Source organism: Microbacterium sp. NIBRBAC000506063 (genome assembly GCF_017968845.1).
GTDB lineage: Bacteria > Actinomycetota > Actinomycetes > Actinomycetales > Microbacteriaceae > Microbacterium.
The window spans coordinates 2271797-2291717 of sequence record NZ_CP072876.1 but is presented as its reverse complement, the minus strand read 5'-3'; the positions used below and the strand labels follow the sequence as shown (position 1 = coordinate 2291717).

The 19921-nt window shown below is 64.4% G+C and carries 19 protein-coding genes, 1 tRNA gene and 5 pseudogenes; 3 read left to right on the top strand and 22 right to left on the bottom strand.

The window, feature by feature from the left end; genetic code table 11:
• Positions 1 to 3: 3 nt before the first annotated feature.
• The 5 genes from KAE78_RS12980 to KAE78_RS12970 form a co-directional block, all read right to left on the bottom strand.
• Positions 4 to 666 (bottom strand): serine hydrolase domain-containing protein, encoded by a 663-nt coding sequence (locus KAE78_RS12980; protein ID WP_411156026.1) that lies wholly within the window; start codon positions 664 to 666, stop codon positions 4 to 6.
• Positions 639 to 884 carry a hypothetical protein gene (locus KAE78_RS19905; RefSeq protein ID WP_411155948.1) on the bottom strand — a complete coding sequence of 82 codons (246 nt, stop codon included), beginning with the start codon at positions 882 to 884 and terminating at the stop codon, positions 639 to 641. Before KAE78_RS19905 ends, KAE78_RS12980 begins: the two co-directional genes overlap by 28 nt.
• Entirely contained in the window at positions 854 to 1288 is a 435-nt protein-coding gene (locus KAE78_RS17930) for a serine hydrolase domain-containing protein (RefSeq protein ID WP_262927667.1), read from the bottom strand. The genes KAE78_RS19905 and KAE78_RS17930 overlap by 31 nt, the downstream gene beginning before the upstream one ends.
• Positions 1289 to 1357: 69 nt before the next feature.
• Complete coding sequence (locus KAE78_RS12975) at positions 1358 to 2617, bottom strand: alpha/beta hydrolase family protein (RefSeq protein WP_223171118.1); 1260 nt, start codon at positions 2615 to 2617, stop codon at positions 1358 to 1360.
• A 233-nt stretch (positions 2618 to 2850) separates the two neighbouring features.
• Positions 2851 to 3243: a hypothetical protein gene (locus tag KAE78_RS12970; protein WP_223171117.1), complete on the bottom strand. Its 393-nt coding sequence runs from the start codon at positions 3241 to 3243 to the stop codon at positions 2851 to 2853.
• Positions 3244 to 3375: 132 nt separating this feature from the next.
• On the opposite strand from KAE78_RS12970, the gene KAE78_RS12965 reads away from it, so the two are divergent.
• On the top strand, positions 3376 to 4980 hold the full coding sequence (locus KAE78_RS12965) for an N-acyl-D-amino-acid deacylase family protein (RefSeq protein ID WP_223171116.1): 1605 nt from the start codon (positions 3376 to 3378) through the stop codon (positions 4978 to 4980).
• Between the two features lie 4 nt (positions 4981 to 4984).
• Here the strand turns inward: KAE78_RS12965 and KAE78_RS12960 are convergent, their stop codons facing one another.
• The 11 genes and pseudogenes from KAE78_RS12960 to KAE78_RS12910 all read right to left on the bottom strand — a co-directional run bounded on the left by KAE78_RS12960 (position 4985) and on the right by KAE78_RS12910 (position 13989).
• A complete protein-coding gene (locus KAE78_RS12960) occupies positions 4985 to 5572 on the bottom strand; it encodes an isochorismatase family protein (protein ID WP_223171115.1) in 588 nt (195 codons plus the stop codon).
• Between the two features lie 39 nt (positions 5573 to 5611).
• Positions 5612 to 6114, bottom strand: a pseudogene (locus KAE78_RS12955) (ABC transporter permease).
• A 426-nt stretch (positions 6115 to 6540) separates the two neighbouring features.
• Positions 6541 to 7143: an ABC transporter permease gene (locus KAE78_RS12950; protein ID WP_223171114.1), complete on the bottom strand. Its 603-nt coding sequence runs from the start codon at positions 7141 to 7143 to the stop codon at positions 6541 to 6543.
• Positions 7144 to 7178: 35 nt separating this feature from the next.
• Entirely contained in the window at positions 7179 to 7487 is a 309-nt protein-coding gene (locus tag KAE78_RS12945; protein ID WP_223171113.1) for a hypothetical protein, read from the bottom strand.
• A 75-nt stretch (positions 7488 to 7562) separates the two neighbouring features.
• Positions 7563 to 9095, bottom strand: a complete 1533-nt coding sequence (locus tag KAE78_RS12940) for an ABC transporter substrate-binding protein (RefSeq protein WP_223171112.1) — start codon at positions 9093 to 9095, stop codon at positions 7563 to 7565.
• A gap of 383 nt (positions 9096 to 9478) precedes the next feature.
• Entirely contained in the window at positions 9479 to 10084 is a 606-nt protein-coding gene (locus KAE78_RS12935) for an ABC transporter ATP-binding protein (RefSeq protein WP_262927666.1), read from the bottom strand.
• Positions 10085 to 10221: 137 nt separating this feature from the next.
• A pseudogene (locus tag KAE78_RS19900) lies at positions 10222 to 10413 on the bottom strand (hypothetical protein); the annotation flags it as partial.
• The gene (locus KAE78_RS12925) at positions 10410 to 11651 is read right to left on the bottom strand and encodes an ABC transporter ATP-binding protein (protein ID WP_223171111.1); all 1242 of its coding nucleotides are present in this window, start codon (positions 11649 to 11651) and stop codon (positions 10410 to 10412) included. The pseudogene KAE78_RS19900 and the gene KAE78_RS12925, both read right to left, overlap by 4 nt.
• A gap of 280 nt (positions 11652 to 11931) precedes the next feature.
• A complete protein-coding gene (locus KAE78_RS12920; protein ID WP_262927665.1) occupies positions 11932 to 13410 on the bottom strand; it encodes an amidohydrolase family protein in 1479 nt (492 codons plus the stop codon).
• On the bottom strand, positions 13403 to 13723 hold the full coding sequence (locus KAE78_RS12915; protein WP_223172526.1) for a hypothetical protein: 321 nt from the start codon (positions 13721 to 13723) through the stop codon (positions 13403 to 13405). The genes KAE78_RS12920 and KAE78_RS12915 overlap by 8 nt, the downstream gene beginning before the upstream one ends.
• A 193-nt stretch (positions 13724 to 13916) precedes the next feature.
• Positions 13917 to 13989, bottom strand: a tRNA-Lys gene (locus KAE78_RS12910).
• A gap of 93 nt (positions 13990 to 14082) precedes the next feature.
• Here KAE78_RS12910 and KAE78_RS12905 point away from each other — a divergent pair.
• Positions 14083 to 14888, top strand: a pseudogene (locus KAE78_RS12905) (inositol monophosphatase family protein).
• Between the two features lie 241 nt (positions 14889 to 15129).
• Positions 15130 to 15507, top strand: a complete 378-nt coding sequence (locus KAE78_RS12900; protein WP_223171109.1) for a hypothetical protein — start codon at positions 15130 to 15132, stop codon at positions 15505 to 15507.
• Here the strand turns inward: KAE78_RS12900 and KAE78_RS12895 are convergent.
• From KAE78_RS12895 to KAE78_RS19890, 6 genes and pseudogenes are all read right to left on the bottom strand, one after another.
• Positions 15488 to 16171 (bottom strand): HAD family hydrolase, encoded by a 684-nt coding sequence (locus KAE78_RS12895; RefSeq protein ID WP_223171108.1) that lies wholly within the window; start codon positions 16169 to 16171, stop codon positions 15488 to 15490. The genes KAE78_RS12900 and KAE78_RS12895 overlap by 20 nt on opposite strands.
• A gap of 16 nt (positions 16172 to 16187) precedes the next feature.
• On the bottom strand, positions 16188 to 17324 hold the full coding sequence (locus KAE78_RS12890) for a TIGR03364 family FAD-dependent oxidoreductase (RefSeq protein ID WP_223171107.1): 1137 nt from the start codon (positions 17322 to 17324) through the stop codon (positions 16188 to 16190).
• A gap of 10 nt (positions 17325 to 17334) precedes the next feature.
• On the bottom strand, positions 17335 to 18894 hold the full coding sequence (phnE, locus tag KAE78_RS12885) for a phosphonate ABC transporter, permease protein PhnE (RefSeq protein ID WP_223171106.1): 1560 nt from the start codon (positions 18892 to 18894) through the stop codon (positions 17335 to 17337).
• A 142-nt stretch (positions 18895 to 19036) separates the two neighbouring features.
• On the bottom strand, positions 19037 to 19324 hold the full coding sequence (locus tag KAE78_RS12880) for a hypothetical protein (RefSeq protein ID WP_223172525.1): 288 nt from the start codon (positions 19322 to 19324) through the stop codon (positions 19037 to 19039).
• An 87-nt stretch (positions 19325 to 19411) separates the two neighbouring features.
• Positions 19412 to 19477: pseudogene (locus tag KAE78_RS19895) on the bottom strand (hypothetical protein); the annotation flags it as partial.
• Positions 19478 to 19599: 122 nt separating this feature from the next.
• Positions 19600 to 19884, bottom strand: a pseudogene (locus KAE78_RS19890) (ATP-binding cassette domain-containing protein); the annotation flags it as partial.
• Positions 19885 to 19921 lie beyond the last annotated feature (37 nt).

Genomic DNA, 19921 nt, shown 5'->3' with positions numbered 1-19921 from the left:
GTTTCATGTGACGCGCAGATGAGCGCGGGCGTGGTAATAAAGCACATCTTTACCGTCCGCCGACCTCATGAATGCAACGTCCAGCCACGGCTCATCGGGGTCCCGACGAATGCGTAGGCGCCCATCGACGCCCTCGACCAACTCGAATGTCGTCTCGTTCACCTGACCGGGGGCGATGAAGTCGTCGTACCGCATCGTCAAGTGCGCGCGATCGTCTTCGATGCGGACGTCAATGGTCATCCCGGTCGCCTCATATCGGCCCGCAATCGCTCGGTCAGGAACTTTCGTCGCTTCCCACCCGTCCCGTGGCCACGACGGCATGCCGAGAGCATCGAGCACCTCTCGCAAGACATCCTGTCTGAAGCTCGGCGAGTGCTCGCTGTTGCACATCACGGCGAACCCGAGCCCGTGCGACGGTACGAGACGCAATGCGGCGGTCTGCCCGATCGTGGCACCATCGTGCCCGATGACGGGCAGCTCGTACAGATCATCACGTACCCACCCGAGACCATGAGACTGTGACCACTCCGCAAGCCGCGGCATGTCCGCGACCGGCGTCTGCATCGATTGAACGGCTTGAGCCGAGAGCACTCGGAGCCCTGCGTGCACGCCCTCGCGAAGATGCATGCGCGCAAAGGTCAGAAGGTCTCCGACGCTGGCGACGATGGCCCCGCTGGGCCGATCGAACGCGGAAGAGCCCAGATAGGAGCCGGGCGCAGGTCTTCTTGCCGTTCCCCGACGTGTCCGACGGCTACATCATGCAGAATCGCTTCCTCTGGCAGCGTCACAGTACGGCGCAGACCCAGCGGCTCCGCCAGGCGTTCCCGCACAGCCACGTCCCAGATCTTCCCGCTCAGCTGTTCGACGATCCAGCCGGCGAGCACGAACCCGGAATTGCAGTACGACCATCCGGTTCCCGGGTGAACATCTGTGACGCGGAGCGCAGCTCTTCAACATATCGAGCCACACAATCATCGCCCCGGCCGGTATCGGTGAAAATATCGCCCTCAAGTCCACTGGTGTGGGAGAGCAGATGCCTCGTCGTCACAGCGCGGGCAGAGCTGCTTAGCTCAAGACTGGGGACGACCTCAACCACAGGTGCGTCGAGATCCAGTGCACCAGAGTCGGCCAGCTGCATAACGAGGCTTGCTGTCCACACTTTCGTGATCGACCCGATCTGAAACAGAGACTCTGTGCTGACCGGCGCCCCCGTGCCCACGTGCAGTACTCCATGCGCGGCGAGCGCTTCGTCAGGAGCGCTGTCTGATGACGGGCTCACCTGGGTCACTCCGAGTACCGCTCCTGGGACGCCATGACGCGTCGCGATCTCGCCGAGCAGCCCCCCCAATCGATATCACTAATGGCTTTCATCGACCTTGTCCCCTGCGACATGCTGGTTCAGCCAGTCCACGATCGCGGTGTTGACGGCGTTGCGCTGGGATGGCCGCCCCGTGAAGATGAGATCGTGATCGGCCCCCGGGAGCGTGTCTAACCGTGACGGCACGCCCCGCGCCTGGAGTCTGGACACCCATTCCACCATCGGTGCACGGGGTGCGACGAGGTCTTCGTCACCGACATACAGCAGAGTGGGTGTGCGCACATCTTCGACGCGGGTCAGCGGAGACAGTCGCTCATAAAAGGCCGGATCGTCTTCGACGCTGACACCGAACTCAGCCCGCGCGACCCACCGGCCTTCGGGGTTGCTTGAGAGCGCAGCTACGAGGTCGCATGGCGCTGCCCCTGCGACCGCTGCCGCGAATCGCTGGCTGCGCGAGACAAGCTCACATGCAAGGAAGCCCCCGTAGCTATAGCCTCCCACGGCGATCCGTTCGTGATCGACCACCCCCTCATCGATCAGTTGATCAACGACCTCAAGAACGTCCTCCGCGTCGGGACCTCCCCAGGCGCCCCGCACGTCTCGCATGAATTCCTCACCGTAACCGTCGCTGCCGCGCGCGTTCACGAGCAGAATCGTCCACCCCTGCCCCACCAGAGTGCGGTGATACGCATATGCCTCTTCGGCGGTCCCACTCCATGCCTGATGGGGTCCGACGTGAACATCGACGAGCAGGCGCCGCGGATTCGCCCCGCAACCTGCGTGCAACAACCACCCGTGAACGCGGTGGCCGTCCCGCATGGTCCAGATGCGCGGTTCGTAAAGCGTCTCGGTCTTGCCGAGATCGCCTGGCGCTTCGTCGATGTCAGACAAGCCGCCACGTCGTGTATCGACAAGGCCAATTCTTCCGTAGCTGTGTGGGGTGCGATAGACCACGGGCATCAGCCCGGCTGGACTGACTCGGCCCAGGGAGACCACATCGATTCTCGGGTCGTCGACAAGACGATGCGGACGCGGATCCTGCTCGTGAAGCAGCACGGGGTGGACGGCCCCACCGTGCCGTGCCCCGATGACGACTCGTCCCTCGCCGGCGTTCACGACGGCGAGGGGGTTCCCGTCGAGCGTCGACGTGAGGGCACGCAACCCATCCTCTGCGTCTCGGTTCTCTGTGCCGCCGTCCGACACCGGGACGACGTAGATGTCTGCGAACCCGATCTCGGTGTCGCGCCGCCCCCTCAACTGCAGGCCCTGACCATCGTCGGTGAAGTGCGCGTCGAACACGTGTCCTCCACGTGGACCCGCGACGTACGCCGGCACTTCCGCTGTCGCGTCGATCACGACTGCTGCAGTCACATCCGTCACCTCCGGATGCGGGCCATGAGGGCATACGGCAACGAGGCGTGACCCATCAACCGCCCAGTCGAAGGCGACGATGCCGTGCTCGGCAGAGTAGACGTCGCGTTCGCGCCCAGAGACCAGGTCCCTGACAACCAGCTTCTCTCCGACTGGAGCACCTATGACATAGGCGACTCCCCGGCCGTCTGGTCTCCACTGCGGGCACGCGCCCCGATGGGAAGCACACCAAGCTGGCGTGACGTGCGTGACGCACCCACATCGAGAGTGAGAAGGTGCGTACGCCCCGCCACCTGACGTAGATAGCCGACATCGCCGTCCGCTCGCCAGATAGGAGTCGAATCGGTGGGACCATCGGTGACCGCGATATAGGCAGACTCCGATACATACCTGACGTGAACCCGTCGTCGATACTCATCGGCATCATCGTCGATCTCACGAACGACGAACGCAATGACCGCCCCGTCCGGTGACAGCACAGGCTGCTCGGGGATTCGCATCGTCAACAACCCATCCGCGACCAGGGTCGTCTCAGGGGCCGTGTCGTCGATCATTGCTCCATCTTCCGCACTCTCGCGATCCTTTCACTCGTGCGGCGTTACGATACACGCATCTCCCTTTCGTTGAGCAGAACGAACGAGCAGCGTCATGCGAGTGGAAGTGTGAGACCGATCGGGGAGGGCACGGTGACAGAAAAGCTCATCATCCGCGGCGGCGTGGTCGCAGACGGCACCGGGGCGCCGCTGAAGCCCGCAGACATCCTCATCGAGAACGATCTGATCGCCGATGTGGGTGACATACGGGGCGATCGGAACGCAATCGAGCTCGACGCGAGCGGCTGCATCGTGTCGCCGGGCTTCATCAACATGCTCAGCCACGCGTACTTCGGCCTGCAGCGCGACCCGCGCGGACTCTCCGATCTCTACCAGGGAGTTACGACTGAGGTGTTCGGCGAAGGCATCTCGCTCGGACCTGTCGTGGGTCGGGCGCCGGAGGACATGACCGGCGTACCGGCCGGTGTCCCCGGACTGCGCGGCTCCTGGCCGAGTCTGCGTTCGTTTCTTACGCATCTCGAGCACCAAGGGGTCGGCTTCAACGTGGCGAGCTTCGTGGGCGCTGCCAATCTGCGGATGGCCGTAGCCGGGCCGGATCCGAGACCACTGACACCGAGCGAACTATCCGCGGCGTGCGACCTCCTGGACCGCGAGCTTTCTGACGGTGCGCTTGGCGTGGGTTCTGCTCTGATCTACCCGCCGGGAAGCTACGCCGACACCAGTGAACTCTGCGCCTTCGCCGAGGTGCTGGCCACCCACGACGCCATGCACATCTCGCATATGCGTAGCGAGGGCGACCGGCTCCTTGAGGCGGTGGAGGAGCAGATCTCCCTGGCGCAGCGCACGGGTGCGCGGGCAGAGATCTATCACCTCAAGGCGGTGGGTCAGCGCAACTGGCATAAGATGGCCGCCGTGCTCGATCGGATCGAACGCGCGCGCGGCGACGGAGTGCGGATCAGCGCGAATGTCTATCCGTACGCAGCGGGAGCAACGGCACTGCTCGCGGCGATTCCTCCCGCGTTCCGTGCGACGCCGGAGCTTCTACAGTCGCACCTTGCGTCCTCGGCAGGCCGTGAGGCGATTCGCACGGCGATCGCAGTGGAATCGCCAGAATGGGAGAATCTCTACGCGCTCGCGGGCGGAGGCGACGGGGTCATCGTGCTCACCGGCACGCCTGCACTAGACCTTGAAGGCGGGCTGACGCTGACAGCGATCGCCGAGCACCTCGGTGTCCGTGACGCCGTCGATGCTCTGCTGGCCGTCGTGAACGCCGATCCTCATGCCGATGCCGCATACTTCCTCGGCGACGAAGACAACGTCAGACTCGCGTTCGAGCGCCCCTGGGTGAGCGTTGGTTCTGACTCCGATGCCCCGAGCATTCAGGATGTAGAGGCCGGTCACCCCGCGCACCCTCGATCCTTTGGCGCATTCACTCGCGTGCTGAGCCGGTATGCGCGCGATGAGCGAAGGGTGAGCATTGAAGAGGCGGTACGCAGACTGACATCACTTCCCGCGACGAGTCTCGGTCTCGAAGGTCGCGGCGTCGTTCGCGAGGGAGCCTACGCGGATCTCGCGGTCTTCGCGTTGGACGAGCTCTCCGACCGCGCCACTTACCTGAATCCCGGGGTGTACGCCACGGGAATGCGTCACGTGCTCGTCAATGGCACAGCCGCATTACGCGACGGCCAGCCCACCGGCAATTTCGGCGGACGCGCACTTCGTCGCGCACGAACCTGATGCCTCAGAGCGAAAAGCCAGGAGGCGTGCTGAGCTCGGGGTTCGCCCCGCAGAACTCCCTAATCCTCTCCAGCGTCCGCACCCAGTCGTAGAGCAACTCCTTCGCCGAAACGAGTTCGATACCAGCCCGTTCCATTCGAGCAAGTCCGTTTGCATGCGACTGGCCCGGGGAGAACACCGCGTCGTGCACCACGAATACGCGTTTGCCGTGGTCTTGGAGGCGAAGGGCCGTCTGTGCCACACAGATGTCGGTCTCCAGCCCCACCAGCACCACGGTGTCTTTTGCGGTGGCCTCGATTGCCGCGATGATATCTGCGTTGTCGACCGCAGAGAACGCATGCTTGGCGAACGTCGGGGTTCCCGGCGACAACTGCGCAACGATTCGCGGGTCGGTGCCGCCGTTGCGAGCGGCGTCTTCCTCCGTGATGATCGTCGGCACGTCCAGCGCTCGGCCGACGCCTCCGACCCAGGCCACACGCGTGATGACCTCCGAGAGCCGCTCGCGATCAACGTCATGCCGATCGGCGCCGTAGAAGCAGTGCTGCGCATCGATCACGATAAGCGCCGAGGAGGAGAGGTCGATTAATGGCATATTGCGTTCCCTTCAGAGTGTTTACGGCACACAGGCGGGCTACTGAGCCCTACGACTGTCGACGGTGTCACGCAGCGCCTCTCCCAGAAGATTGAACGCCAGCACGACGAGGACCAGGCAGAGTCCCACAGGATAGATCAACCACCAGTACCCGGACAGCAGATAAGTGACACCGCTGGAAAGTTGGCTGCCCCAATCGGTGTCGGGGTAGCTGAGGCCGAAGCCGAGGAAACCCAATGCCGCTGCGGCAAGGATGGCATCGGCGACTTGGAAGGTGACGTTGACGACGACCACCCCGAGCGCGTTCGGAATCAGGTGCGTGAGGATGATCCGGGGCTGCTGGCGCCCATCGCCCGCGAGGCAAGAACATAGTCGCGCACGCGCAGTGTCAACACCTCGCCACGCACGAGCCGTGCAGGCACCAGCCATGAGAACACGCCGAGGATGAGCGCAAGGGTGAGCATCGACGTACTGAACTTGGTCGCAAGAATGAGCACCACGAACAGGAAGGGGATCGACATCAGTACGTCAACGATGCGCATCATCACCGCATCGACCACTCCACCGGCCAGTCCCGCAATCGCACCGTAGAGCGTGCCTATGACTGTGGCGATCAATGCCGCGAGAAGTCCGATCTGAAGTGACGTTTGGCCACCGATCATCAACCTGCCCAGCACATCGAAGCCTTGTGCATCTGTACCCAACAAGTGTTGCGAGGACGGGGCTCTGAAGGCGTTGACGATGTCGACGTCAGATTGATTCGATGGGTACAGTAGTGGACCCAGGAAGCAGAAGGCGAGAACGGCGAGGGCCAGGAGAAGGCCCAGGAAGCCGATTCTGCTTCTGACGAGCGCACGGCCCAGGGGAAATCGGCGAGCGCTGTCGCTGACCGAATCGTCGGGCGATACCCCGGGTTATCGCCTGGTCTAGCCTCGAAGTTCATATCGCACCTTCTCTCGTCTGCGCGTTCATCGCAGAGTGACCCTTGGATCGGCGACGCCGATCGCGATGTCCGCCAGAAGGTTTCCCAGAACAGTCAAGACGCCGCCGATAAGCGCGTATGCGAGGAGTACCGGATAGTCTTCGCGCTGCAGGCTGTTAATGAACAACAGGCCGAGGCCGGGATAGTTGAAGACTGTTTCGATGATGAGCGCACCAGCAAGCAATCCAGGCACGGAGAGCCCCAGCAACGTGATGATCGGCAGGCTCGAGTTGCGCAGAAGGTGTCTGCGAACGATGCCGCCTTCGGACACGCCCTTTGCCCGCGCTACCCTGATGTAGTCCTGACCCAATTGGTCAAGTGCCGCTGACCGCTGGTACCTGACGAATACGACGAAGTACGTGGTTGACAACGTGAGCACCGGCAAGACCATCGCACGCGGATCAGTGAAGACGGCGAATGCCGAACCGGTTTGAGAGGCCTGCGCCGGGAACCAGCCCAGCTGGATCGCAAACAACTCGATCACCAGGATGGCCACAAAGAATGGGGGAGCCGCGTACAGGACAAAGGTGACCGCCGTCAATGCATTGTCGACAACGGTGTTGCGTCGCCTGGCCTGGAAGATGCCCATCGGAATCGCGATGGCGAGTGCGACGCCGAGCGCCGTCAGCGTGAGTACGAAACTTCGTCCCGCGTAGAGGGCAAGAAGGGTATTGACACTCTGGTTGAGCGAGTACGACCATCCGAGATCCCCCTCACCAGATCTGACATGTACGAGAGGTACTGGATGACCAGCGGACGATTGAATCCGGCCTTTTCGTTGAAGTCCTCCACCGCCTCGATCGACGCCAGGGGACCCAGGACCGTTCGTCCCGGCGGTCCCGCCATGAAGTGCAGGAGCAGGAATACGACGATGGACAACCCCAGCACGATGACCAGCGAGACCAGCAGTCTTCGCAGTATGTACCGAGCCATCGTTTCGAATCCTTGCGTTTTTCTCGGGCGGTGCGAGGTCGGCGCCTTGAGGTTGCGCCGACCTCGCGTGGCCAACTACTCAGTGAAGTACCACAGCTCCGGAAGCAACTCGCTGAGCGGGAGGTGCGCGAATGCTTCGCGGGGACCGGAGAGCTCGGACTTCCACACGGCGATGTTCGTAGGGTTCGGGAGGAAGATAACGGGCAAATCCTCGCCCAACAGCGTCGCCTCCTGAGATAGAGCGGTCGGATCGTCTCCGAACACCGACGCCTCCATCAACGCATCCAGCTCCGCGTTCGAGTAGTGCCCGCCGTTGAATGTGCCATCAGTGCTCCACACAATGCCCGCAGACGGATAGTCCCCGAGGTTGATCGGCCCGGCATCCTGCGTCGCCCAGAGATTGACGTTGTCAGGAGCGAAGTTGTTGTCGAAGTTGTCCCACATGAAGGACGTCGCCCGCGATGCGGCTTCGATCGTGATCCCGAGCTTCTTGGCTTCCGACACGAACGCAAGATTCCGGGCCTCGATTGTCGCTGGGCTGTTGGCATAGAAGTGTGTGAAGCTGATGTCTTGGCCAGCGTCGATGCCTTCTCCGCACTGGCCCTCGCCCGATCCGGGATTCACACAGGTCGTCACTCCGCCCTCTACCACGTCCCACCCGTGATCTTCGAGGATCTGCCGTGCGACGGCAAGGTCGTGCGGATACGGTGCATCAGGCCCGAAAGCCGCGGCGAAGGGAGAATTGGGAGACGTGCTCGTGTAGTTCTCCGCTGCGGCTCCGTTGTAGATGCCCCGGCTGGCGATGTAACCGGGTTGATCAACAAGTCGCTGCAGGACTTCTCGGAAGTAGTGCTGTCCCACGAGTTTGTCGAAGTTGTTCGTAGTGTTCTTGAAGTTCAGGAACAGCGAGTTCACCTGACCGTTCGACGGCAGGCCGTAGTAGTGGTATCCGGCTCGTTCCAGCTCCGGCAGCTGTCCCACCTGCGACGGGTCCAGCAACGCAACAGTGAGCTCTCCTCCGCGTAGCTGGTTCAGGATGGCATCCGCAGAGGTGAACGCCTTGAAGCTGAGGGTATCCACCGCAGCCGCGTTCGGTCCTGTGTAATGCTCGTTCGGCACGAGCGTGTGCGAACCGGTGGCGGGGTCGAACGAGCTGATCCTGAACGGGCCGTTCACTACCTGCCAGAGCGGATTGGTAGCGAACGTCTCCTGCACCTGCGAAGCACCGTTCAGGTAGGCGTAGATCGCCCGGGCGTTCTCCGGATCGGTGAAGTCGAGTGCGGGGCCATCATCCGAGCTCTTGTTCCATGACGTAGAGGGCAACGGCACCAGGTTCCGCAAGACCCTCTGCGTGAAGTAGCTCGGGTTGTATGCATTCTCCAGCTCCAGCGTGACAGTGTTACCCGAGGCCGTCGCGCTCACGAGGTCGTCCGGAAACTGCCCGGGCGTGTAGTAGCTCCAGTTGGACGCGTTCTCGGCGATGGCCGCCTTGATCAGTTCGATGTTGAACACCACATCGTCGCCCACGACAGGCTCGCCGTCTGACCAGGTGAATGCATCGTTGATGACGAAGGTCACCGTCTTTCGGTCCTCGCTGTATTCGGGCAACGCCGCGAGACTGGCATCGGCGTTGTACTCACCTCCCGAGAACCAGTAGAGGGGCGGTGCATCAGTCCAGGAGCGACCATAAGTCCGTTGGATGCCCCCGGAATGATCGGAAAGATGTAGTTCGGTGAACGTCCCGGCAACAGGGCGACACTGACCTCACCCCCTCGACCCGGTTCATCGACTGCTCCGGCACAGAACCGAATTCACCGAAGGTCTCACCCACCGGCTGCTCCGACGCTCCGCTGGTGCACGCAACCAACGCTGAACCGAGCATGAGCGCGACCGCGGCTAGTCCCACGCTGCGCACCATTCTCTTGCTGCTGTACATTGACCTCTCCAACCCTTGGCTTCGAGCGATGACGTAAGCGATCTCCAGAACCCTTTCACCGCCCGGTGCGATCATTTTCGCAACGAGATACCATCGGCGTGCTTGTCTTTTTGAACGAGTGAATCGCATCGGATTCATCCTCCGGCACTAAGGTCGTCAGACCCGCCGGCGCATGCTCTCGCGCAACCGCCGATCCAGGCAGCACCAGTGGAAAGTGGCATGCCACTCGATGCGATCCGCTCAGTCTCGTAAGGGTCGGCTCCACGGTCGCGCACACCTCTCGGGCAATGGGGCACCGCGTGCGGAATCGACAACCGGACGGAGGGTCGACGGCGCTGGGCAGCTCCCCCACCACACCTCGTATCGACTTCGAGCGTTCGAGAGTGGGATCAGGCTCCGGTATCGCCGCGATGAGCCCGGCCGTGTAGGGGTGAGCGGGGCGGCGATAGATATCCTCACCTCGCCCCTCTTCAACGAGCTTGCCGAGATACATGACACCTATACGATCAGCGAGATACTTCACGACAGCCAGATCATGTGAGATCACCAGGGACGTCAGCCCGAACTCGGCCTGAAAACCCTTCATCAGGTTGAGCACCTGGGAACGTATTGAAACATCGAGAGCGCTGACCGGTTCATCGGCGACGAGGACCCGCGGCATCGTAGCCAGAGCTCGCGCCAGACCGATCCTCTGCCGCTGCCCACCTGACATCTCCCCGGAAGCTTCTCAAGCACGGAGCTGGAGAGACCTACCTGGTCAAGCAGCTCGCGAACTCTCGCCCGTTGCGCCGGTGCGCCCAACTCGCCAGCAATGCGCAGAGGCTCGCGCAATAGCGAGGACACTCTCATCCGTGGGTCCAAAGAGGCGAATGGATCCTGAAACATCATCTGCAGGTCACGGCGCTGGGTCTTGTCTCGGCGACGTCCTCGGAGCACGACTCCGTCGAGGGCGACATGACCCGCGCTGGGTTCTTCCAGTCCGACGATCATCCGGCCAAGTGTGGACTTACCGCATCCGGACTCTCCACGAGCCCGTACGTCTCCCCCTGTAGAATCCCCAAAGTCACGCCTGATACCGCGTGTAGAACGCTGCCTCCCCTTCGCGAACCGCGCGTCGACGCAGGATAAGTCTTGGCGAGGTCGGTGATTCTTAGTCGATGAGTGGCATCGTCTCGCAGCGGCTCTTGAGGTGGGCGCGAGGATAACGTGACGGAAACTTCTGCCGGACGTCCGTCGACGGGATGCCAACAGGCGAACGTGTGTGCCGGGTCATCACCCCGCAGAGATGGTTCCTCCAGCCGACACTTGTCCGTCGCCAAAGCGCATCGACTTGCGTACCTGCACCCCTGCGGGACATGTGCGAGATCGGGAGGCAAGCCCTTGATCGAGTAGAGGGGCTTGTCGCGGTCCTGTTCCAAGAGCGGAATGGAGGCCAGCAGGTCACGGGTATAGGGATGCTGGGTGTGGGCGAAGAGGTCGGCCGTCTCGGCGTTCTCTGCGATCCTTCCGGCATACATCACGTTCACTCGATCTGCCCTCCCCGCGATTACACCCATGTCATGGGTGATCAGGATCATCGCCATGCCGAGCTTGGACTTCAACTCGTCGAGTAGCGCGAGGACCTGAGCCTGAATGGTGACGTCCAGGGCTGTAGTCGGCTCGTCAGCGATGATGACCTTCGGTTCGCATGCAAGGGCCATAGCGATCATCACACGCTGGCGCATGCCTCCAGACAGCTGGTGCGGATAGTCGTGGAGACGTTCTCGCGAACGGGGAATGCCGACCAGCTGAAGTACTTCAGCGGCTCGATCGATAGCCTCACGCCTGCTGACTCCGCGGTGAATCCGTACGGGTTCGGCGATCTGATCTCCGATCGTGCGAGTCGGGTTGAGTGAGGTCATGCTGTCCTGGAAAACCATCGCGACATCGTTTCCACGCAAGCGTCGATATGCCGACTCATCCAGCCCGACGAGTTCGGTCTCGCCCAGACGAACAGACCCGTCGATGATGGATCCACCCTGAGGAAGCATGCCCATGATCGCCAGACCTGTCATGGACTTGCCGGATCCAGATTCGCCGACGATCCCCAAGGTCTCCCCCGCACGCACGTGAAGGGATACCTGGGTGACTGGTTCGACACTCTTGCCGTGACGATCGATCCGCACGGTGAGATCTCGAACATCAAGCGCGAATTCGCCCGGCGTCCGAACCGCTGATAACTCCCTCATCAAGACCTTTCCCTGCTCGCGTGCCGCTCAGTCCGGGCGAGAGTACTCGCGGCGGCGATACTCCTCCGAGTATGCGTTGCTTGGAGACTATTCGTCGAGATCGCCGAATCTACAGCACGCCCATCCAGATTCACGACGGCAGTAAGCCCCAGATCAACTGCTTCCGACATGTGGCGACCTCCAGTGGTTGCTGTCACACTACGCACCTAAATCGTGCGCTTCTTCGTGCTTTCCACCGAACACCGCATTACGATTCGTGCCAAAGCATGAACGTGCGCCTCTATGCTGTGCGCGATCGTATCGGTTTCCCGGGGAAGGCGTCGATGATCAGTTCGTCATGCTTCACGACGATTTCACCGGCGACGAAGACGTACTCATACCCGGTAGACGGCTCGGCTCCGCGGCGATATGTTGCGCGATCGGTGAGCCGATCGAAGTCGAAAACGACCAGGTCCGCATCGCATCCGACCTGCACGCGACCTTTCGAGGCCATGACCGGGGTGAATGACTCAAGCATCTTCGCGGGCAGCAAAGTGCACTTCTCCACGGCATCGAGCAGCGTGAAGCTCGCCAACTCGCGAACGTACCGGCGGATGAATCGCGAAAATGTACCCGCGTTCCGAGGGTGAACTGCAGTATTCGCCGGCGGTGGCCACTCGTATGGGTCTTGCCCGCTCCCCCTTGACCCGAGCGGCATAGCATCGGAACCGACTACTGCACCAGGGTACGTGAGCGCTCGAAGAAGCACTTCAGCGTCCGCCGGTACCTCTTCGTCGAGATAATGAACGACCACGATAGCGCCAGGATCGTCGCGGCGCAGTTCTCGCAGTTCGTCAACGCTCTGCAGGATGCGACCAGATGGCGTAAGCAAGATCGAACGAGGGTGCAGACGCCGCTCCGCAAGCCTCTCGGGTGCCAGGAAGCTCGCACTGATGGCAGTCGATGCTGCACCGTAGGGGTAGGCCTCTGTCGAGATCGATGTTCCGGCGCGTTCCAGAAGGTTGTGGACGCGCTCCACATGCCACAGCGACGTGCTGTGGATGTGACAATAATGAGACTGCACGCCCGTCTCTTGCGCGGCACGCACGATCTCTTCCGCGCCGTCGATCACGATGTCCGGTTTGAACTCGACGAGGTCCCGTGCGTGTGTGTACGTCGCCGTCTGGGATTGCGCGGCGATGCGACTCACATCGAGCAATTCTTGCGGGTCGACTCCTGGCGCGTATCCGACGAGCAGCCCTATGCCCAAGGCTCCTTCCTCAAGATCCCGCTCGAGTCGCGAGTAGAGCCGATGCTGCAGCTTTTTTGACGCCGAACGCTGCCACTGCATGTCACCGAAGTGAGCGAGAGCGTGGTCCAATTCGCCGGGAAGTTCAAACGACGCCACCTCGATCATCCTCGCCTGCTGCCAGGATGCCGAGAATCCGAAATGGATCGGGCGACCTTCGGCCGATGCACGCTCGTAGCAGGCAGCGACGTTCGACACACCGCCTTCCAGGTCGAGTGCGGTAGTAACGCCGTCTCGCGCCTGAAGCCTAGCGCCCATCACCGTCTGAGCGTGACTGTGAACGTCAATCCAGCCCGGTGCGACCACCCTGCCGGAGACATCGATGATGGTCCTTGCATGCGGCACCTGCCCAGTAGCAAAATCGGTGATCTGTGAGCCGGTAATACCCACATGTGCAATCCCGTCCCACCCCGTTTCCGGATCGATGACCCTTCCCCCTGCCAGGACCACATCGCATTCCCGCTCACGCACGGTGCTGTCGCTCCACTCGGCAGAAGCCCTTCCGCCCGAGTGAGTCTCGCGCGCTCTGTGCCATCTTTCGCATCGAGGGTCCCGATTCGACCTGATAGACATCGACGAGGCGTTCGATTCGATTCGCAAACCTCGCCAACGTCCTTGAGCCGTCGCAAGCAATCCGCAGTGAGACCGAACCCAGAGCATCCTCATCGGGCTCCCCGAGGCTGATGTCTCTGACGGCGATCATCATGTGATTGGCGAGGAGCACGATTCGAGCGAGCGCCGACTGCCGGGCAAAAGCCCATACCGTCAACTCGTAGTCGTTCATGGCATCTCCTCAGTTCGAGCGATACTCACATCTTCGCTTCAGGCCGCCCCTCTCCCGTCGTCGTCCTCGCACAGGATCTCTCGCACTGTTGGTTCATTCACCCGAACTCGCCGACGGCCCTCGCGAACACCTCCCTGATACGGAAACGAAAAAGCCCCGAAGAAACTGGCGAGAGTTCTCCGAGGCTTATCGGTGCACCCCCAGGGACTTGAACCCTGAACCCACTGATTAAGAGTCAGTTGCTCTGCCGATTGAGCTAGAGGTGCATGGCCGAACCATTGCCGACCGAGGGACAACGTTACCATCTCGATCGGCCTCGTGTGAAATCGAGGCCGAGGGCGGCCGGTTATCCTTGAGCCGTGCCAGACTCCCCCGTTTCCTCCGCGTTCCAGGCCGATCTCGACTTCGCTCTCCGCCTCGCGGACGCCGCCGACGCGCAGTCGCTCGCGCGCTTCGACGCCGCCGATCTCGAGATCTCCACGAAGGCCGATCACTCGCACGTCACCGATGCCGACCTCGCCACCGAGAGGGCCATCCGCGAGCTCATCGCCGCCGAACGCCCCGGAGACGGCATCCTCGGCGAGGAGTTCGGCACCGAGGGCGACACGGCCCGCCAGTGGATCGTCGACCCCATCGACGGCACCGCCAATTTCCTGCGCGGCATCCCGCTGTGGGGCACGCTCATCGCGCTCGCGGTCGACGGCGTGCCGCAGGTGGGCGTCGTGAGCATGCCGGCGCTCAGCCGGCGCTGGTGGGCGGCCCGGGCCTGGGCGCATGGACGGCGACGGATGCCGGCGAGAAGCGGCTCGCGGCATCCGATGTCTCGACGCTCGACGACGCGGCGGTGAGCTTCCAGAGCATCACCCAGTGGGTGGAGGCCGGCAAGCAGGAGGAACTGCTCGCGCTCGCCGCCCGCACGTGGCGCGACCGGGCCTACGGCGACGTGTACTCGTACATGCTGCTCGCCGAGGGCCGGATCGAGATGGTCGCCGAGTTCGGCGTCAAGGAGTACGACATCGCCGCCGTCGTCCCGATCGTCGAGGAGGCCGGCGGCCGGATGACCTCCTTCGACGGCGACGAGACGATCGCCGCCCGCTCGACACTTGCCAGCAATGGGGTGCTCCACGACGACTTCCTGCGCCTTCTGCACCCGGCCTCGCCCTGACATCCGCCGCCCCTCCCCGACGAAGGACTTATGACTCCTCCGCCCGCCTCGCCCTTGCCGCTGCAACGCTGATCGCGGCGCTCGGCCTCGCCTCCTGCACAGCCTCCCGGGCGAGGAGCCCGAGCCGACGCCGAGCGCGGAGGCTCCCCTCTTATCGCCGGAGCCCGAGCCCGAACCGGAGCCGGAGCCCGAGCCGGACGACGAGGAGCCGCAGGCGCTCCGCGCGCCCACCTGCGACGAGATGCTGTACGAGGGCACCCGCGATCGCATGATCGCCGACGGGTGGACGCACCTCGAAGACGAGTTCCGCATCGGCGAGATCCTCCTCGATGAGGGCGTCATCTGCTCCTGGTCCGACTACGAGGTCGCCAGCGACCACGGCCAGTTCTTCGGCTGGGCGTCGATCACCGCCGAGACCGCGCGCTCCGCGCAGAGCTACCTCGTCGGCGAGGGCTGGCTGCGCGAGAACGCACCCGACGGCGTCTACATCACCGAGAATCCGAGCTTCGCCTTCGTCGTGGACGACGACGGCTACGGCATGACCTACTTCTTCGGTGACGGCTGGGTGATGCTCGCCGACGTGCGGCAGAACCTCGCGCTCATCGACTGGCAGGGCTGAGGCCGAGCAGTTCCGGCAGCCCCGCGACGGAGGCTATCACATCCGTCGCCCCGGCCTCGCGCAGCGCCGCCTCGTCGTGCGCGCCGGTGAGCACGCCGACCACGCGCCCCGCGCCGGCACGCACCCCGGCCTGCATGTCGCTGACGGTGTCGCCGACGACGGCGATATCGGCGACTGCGCGCGTCGCGGTGCGGATGACGGCGACGAGATTGAGATCCGGGGCCGGGCGACCGCGCACGGGATGCGCCGGACTCAGCGACAGGGTCGGCAGCTCCTGCCAGCCGAGGGAGTCCAGCAGCGCGTTCTTCGTCGGCTCGGAGAAGCCTGTGGTGAGCACGACGGGGATCCCGGCGTCCTTCAGCACTCGGATGGTGTCCTCGGCGCCGGGGATCGCGGTGCACGCGCCTTCGGCGATCAAGCGATCGTAGGCGCGTTCGAACGCGGCGTTCGCCTCCTCCGCCCCGTCGCCGGCAAGCACCCGGAACACGTCGATCTTCGACTGCCCCATCGTCTCGCGGGCGTAGGCGCGCACGGCCTCCACATCGCCGTAGCCGTGCATGACCGTGGTCTCCGCATAGGCGACGGCGAAGGCGTCCTCCACGACGCCGTCATCCTTCACGGTCGTGCCGGCAAGGTCCATCACGACGAGGGCAGGTGCGTTCATTGTCTCTCTTCTCTTCTCACGACGAGCCTTCTCGCTCGCCGAACAGTCCATCGACGACGGATGCCGCCAGCCCCAGGCCGCACGTCATGCCGATTCCGGTGGTGACCGAGACGGCGCGCACGCCGTCCGCAGGAGCATGCACGAAGAACTCCTCCTCGGCCGCGGCGTACACGCCCTGCCAGCGCTGCAGCACGCGCATCGGCGGTCCGCCGAACAGTCCTCGGGCAGCGTCGAGCAGGGCGTCGAAGGCGGCCTCCTGCTGGAACGGGGAGGCGACGTCGCCGCGGGCGTGCGTGTCGCCCAGGATGAGCGTGCCGTCCGCGCGCTGGGTGGCCATGAGGTTGATGTCGAACTCGAAGGCCTCGGGCCAGTCCCGCTGGTAACGCGCGCGCAGCGCCTTGGCCCCGGGCAGGTCGCGGAACCCGGAGTAGCGCAGCAGAGCCGTGCCGGTCAACAACGGGCGCTCGAGGCGGGGCCGGTGCGCGCCGTCCAGTGCGAGCATCTCCAGGCGACAGCGTCGGATGCCGGCATCCGCCGCTGCGGCGGGGAAGAACTGGTCGACATCGGCGTTGACCGCCACGACGACCGCCTTCGCCCGGACCTCGCCGCGCGACGTGCGCACGAGGCCCGGCTCGACGGCCGATACCGCGCATCCGTACTCGATGCGCACCCCGTCTCCGGCGAGCGCCTCCGCGAGGTGCACGGCCGCGGTGCGGGGATCGAGCTGCAGATCCTCCACGAGCCGCGCGCCGCCGACGACACCGTGCTCGGACACCGGCGCCTCGGCCAGCGCCTCTCGGCGTCCGAGAACGCGGATACCGTCACCGCGCCGGTCGGCGAAGGCATCCAGAAGCTCCATCTCGTCGTCTCCACGGGCGACCAGCGTGGCGCCCTCGGCGCGCACCGGAAGAGCGACGCGCTCGGCCAACCGCAGCCAGCGGCGGCGTGTCTCCCGGGCGAGGTCGTGGGCGCGCCCCGATTGGCCGGTGACGCCGACGTGCCCGAAGTTGCGCACGCTCGCGCCCACGATCGCCGCCGCGCGCTCGAGCACGATCACCCGCAGGCCGCGTTCCCTCGCCGCGAGCGCGGCGCCGAGACCGATCACGCCGGCGCCGACGACGGCGAGGTCGTACTCGTTGGAATCAGTGCTCATCGGCATCCGATCACGAGATGAGCTGGCGGATCCACGACGACAGCGCCTCGATCAGCAGCACGATCACGAGCACGCACAGCAGCAGGAACAGCAGCTCGTGCTGGTTGACGCGCGCGGCCGCGGACAGCATGTAGCCGATGCCGCCGCCGCCGACGATGCCGAGGATCGTGGCCGAACGCACGTTCGTGTCGAACATGTAGAGCGTGTGCCCGATGAAGGCCGGGGCGGCCTGCGGGAGGGTCGCCGATCCGAAGATCTGGAGCCTGCTCGCGCCCGTCGCCCGCAGGGCGCGCTCGGGGCCCGGATCGACCTCCTCGAGCGAGTCCGCGAAGAGCTTGCCCAGCAGCCCGATCCCGCCGATGCCGAGCGCGAGCACCGCGGCGCCCGAGCCGAGCCCGGTGAGGATGATGAAGAACAGGGCGAGCAGCAGCTCGGGAAGGCCGCGGATGCCCACCAGCAGGAAGCGGAACGCATTGCGGGTGGCGGTGTTCGGCGCGACATTGCGCGCCGAGAAGCTGCCGATGATCGCCGAGAACGCGAGGGCGAACAGCGTCGCCGCGAGGGCGATCTGCACGGTCTCCAGGAGCGCGAAGAACACCGGCTCCCACTTCTCGCGGGCCATCATGGGCGGCCAGAGACGGTTCCAGGCGATCACGGCGTTCTGCCAGACGTTGGCGAAGGAGCTCGTCTGGGTGGAGGCGACCACGATGGAGCCGACCACGGCGATCGCGGCGAACCAGGCGAAGACCGTGTTGGCGAGGCGCGCGCGATCCCAGGGGCGGACGCGGCTCGGACGCTGCGGAGCGGATGCCGCGGCGTCCTCGGTCTTCGCCGAACGACCCTTCGTGAAGGCACGCACCGTGCGGTCGCCGAGCCCTTTGCCGGTCGGCTCGACGCCGAGGAGGGTGCGCCGCACGGCCGAGGCGATGATCTCGAAGGCCACGCACAGCACGAAGATGATGATCGCGTAGGGCATCGCCTCGCGGTAGTTGAGCGTCTGCAGGTGGTGACTGAGCTCGTAGCCCAGGCCGTAGACGCCGACGAATCCGAGGATGACCGAGACGCGCAGGTTGATGTCGGTGCGGTGCAGCACGATCGCGACGAACGCCGGCAGGATCTGCGGCCAGATCGCGCCCCAGAACTCCTGCGAGCGCGTGGCACCGGCCGCGCGCAGCGCGAGGCGCGGCCCTTCGTCGATCTGCTCGATGGCGTCGGCGGTGAGCTTGGAGATCATGCCGATCGAGTGGATGCCGAGGGCGAGGATGCCCGCGAGGGCGCCCTGACCGATGATGAGCGCGAAGATCAGCGCGAGGATCGCATCCGGGGCGGCACGGGTGACGACCGTGAGCGCGCGGCCCACCCAGCGGGTGCTCTTGCCCGGGGTGGTGTTGCGGGCGGCGAGGGAGGCGACGGGGATCGACAGGACGGCGGCGAGCACCGTGCCGCAGATCACGATCGCCAGCGTCAGGGTGCTGTACCAGACGATCTCGCCGAAGCTCGGCCAGACGAAGGGCACGGTGCGCTGCAGGAAGCGCTCGGCATAGTCGATGCCCTTGACGATCTGGCCCATGACGGTCCGGACTGGATGTACGACCAGACGGAGAGGAGGAGCAACCCCATCAGGACGATCGTGACGGTGGTCTGATTGCGCGAGGGCGGCGGAAGGCGCAACGGCTCGCGGGTGCTCGAGGAGCGGGGAGGAGCGGTGGTCGTCATCCGTGCGCTCCCGAGCGCTCCGTCGCGAGCGCCTGGACTTCGGCGGCAGCCGCGCTGAGCTCCTCGGCGACGGCCGTCAGCTCGCTCGTGGAGGTGGCGACGCGGCCGTAGATCTCCATCACCGCCTCCTTGCTGAGGCCCTCGGCGGGCGTGTCGAGCACGATCTCGCCGTGTCGGAGCCCGATGATGCGGTCGGCCCAGGCCAGCGCCAGCTCCACCTGGTGAAGGCTGCACACGACCGTGAGATGACGGCGCATGCCGATCTCGCGGATGAGATTCATCACCTGCTCGCTCGACTCGGGATCGAGCGAGGCGACGGGCTCGTCGGCGAGGAGGATCTCGGGGTCCTGCATGAGCGCGCGGGCGATCGCCACGCGCTGCTGCTGCCCACCGGAGAGGGTATCGGCGCGCTGGAACGCCTGCGCGCCGATACCCACCTCCTCGAGCAGATCGAAGGCCTTCTCGCGCAGCGCGCGGGGTAGGTGGGAAGCCCCAGTCGCGGACCCCACAGCTGCGAGAGAGACCCGGTGAGCACGTTCTCGAGCACGGTCAGAGGACCGACGAGCTCGAACTGCTGGAAGATGAAGCCGACGCGACTGCGCAGCCCCCGCATCCGCGCTCCCGTCAGACTCGGCACCTCCTCCCCCAGCACCGTGACGGTGCCGGAGGTGGGCTGCTCGAGTCCGTCGAGGTGGCGCAGGAGCGTGGACTTGCCCGAGCCGGAGAGCCCGAGCAGGACCACGATCTCCCCCTGCTCGATGCCCAGCGACACGTCCTTCAGCGCGCGGGTCTTCCCGAAGTCCTTGCGGACATCCGTCAGTTCGATAACTCTCTCGGTGCTCATCAGCCTGTCTCGTCCTTGTGCTCAGCGGTGCGTCGGG

Excerpts from the sequence above, each read along its gene's own strand:
- KAE78_RS12925 (WP_223171111.1), bottom strand. The coding sequence starts at position 11,651 with ATGAGGGAGTTATCAGCGGTTCGGACGCCGGGCGAATTCGCGCTTGAT.
- KAE78_RS12915 (WP_223172526.1), bottom strand. The coding sequence starts at position 13,723 with ATGAACGACTACGAGTTGACGGTATGGGCTTTTGCCCGGCAGTCGGCG.
- KAE78_RS12900 (WP_223171109.1), top strand. The coding sequence starts at position 15,130 with ATGCTGTACGAGGGCACCCGCGATCGCATGATCGCCGACGGGTGGACG.
- KAE78_RS12895 (WP_223171108.1), bottom strand. The coding sequence starts at position 16,171 with ATGAACGCACCTGCCCTCGTCGTGATGGACCTTGCCGGCACGACCGTG.
- KAE78_RS12935 (WP_262927666.1), bottom strand. The coding sequence starts at position 10,084 with ATGCCGCGGGTCCTCGTCGCCGATGAACCGGTCAGCGCTCTCGATGTT.
- KAE78_RS12960 (WP_223171115.1), bottom strand. The coding sequence starts at position 5,572 with ATGCCATTAATCGACCTCTCCTCCTCGGCGCTTATCGTGATCGATGCG.
- phnE (WP_223171106.1), bottom strand. The coding sequence starts at position 18,894 with ATGGGCCAGATCGTCAAGGGCATCGACTATGCCGAGCGCTTCCTGCAG.
- KAE78_RS12950 (WP_223171114.1), bottom strand. The coding sequence starts at position 7,143 with ATGGGCATCTTCCAGGCCAGGCGACGCAACACCGTTGTCGACAATGCA.
- KAE78_RS12890 (WP_223171107.1), bottom strand. The coding sequence starts at position 17,324 with ATGAGCACTGATTCCAACGAGTACGACCTCGCCGTCGTCGGCGCCGGC.
- KAE78_RS12970 (WP_223171117.1), bottom strand. The coding sequence starts at position 3,243 with ATGATCGACGACACGGCCCCTGAGACGACCCTGGTCGCGGATGGGTTG.
- KAE78_RS12945 (WP_223171113.1), bottom strand. The coding sequence starts at position 7,487 with ATGGCTCGGTACATACTGCGAAGACTGCTGGTCTCGCTGGTCATCGTG.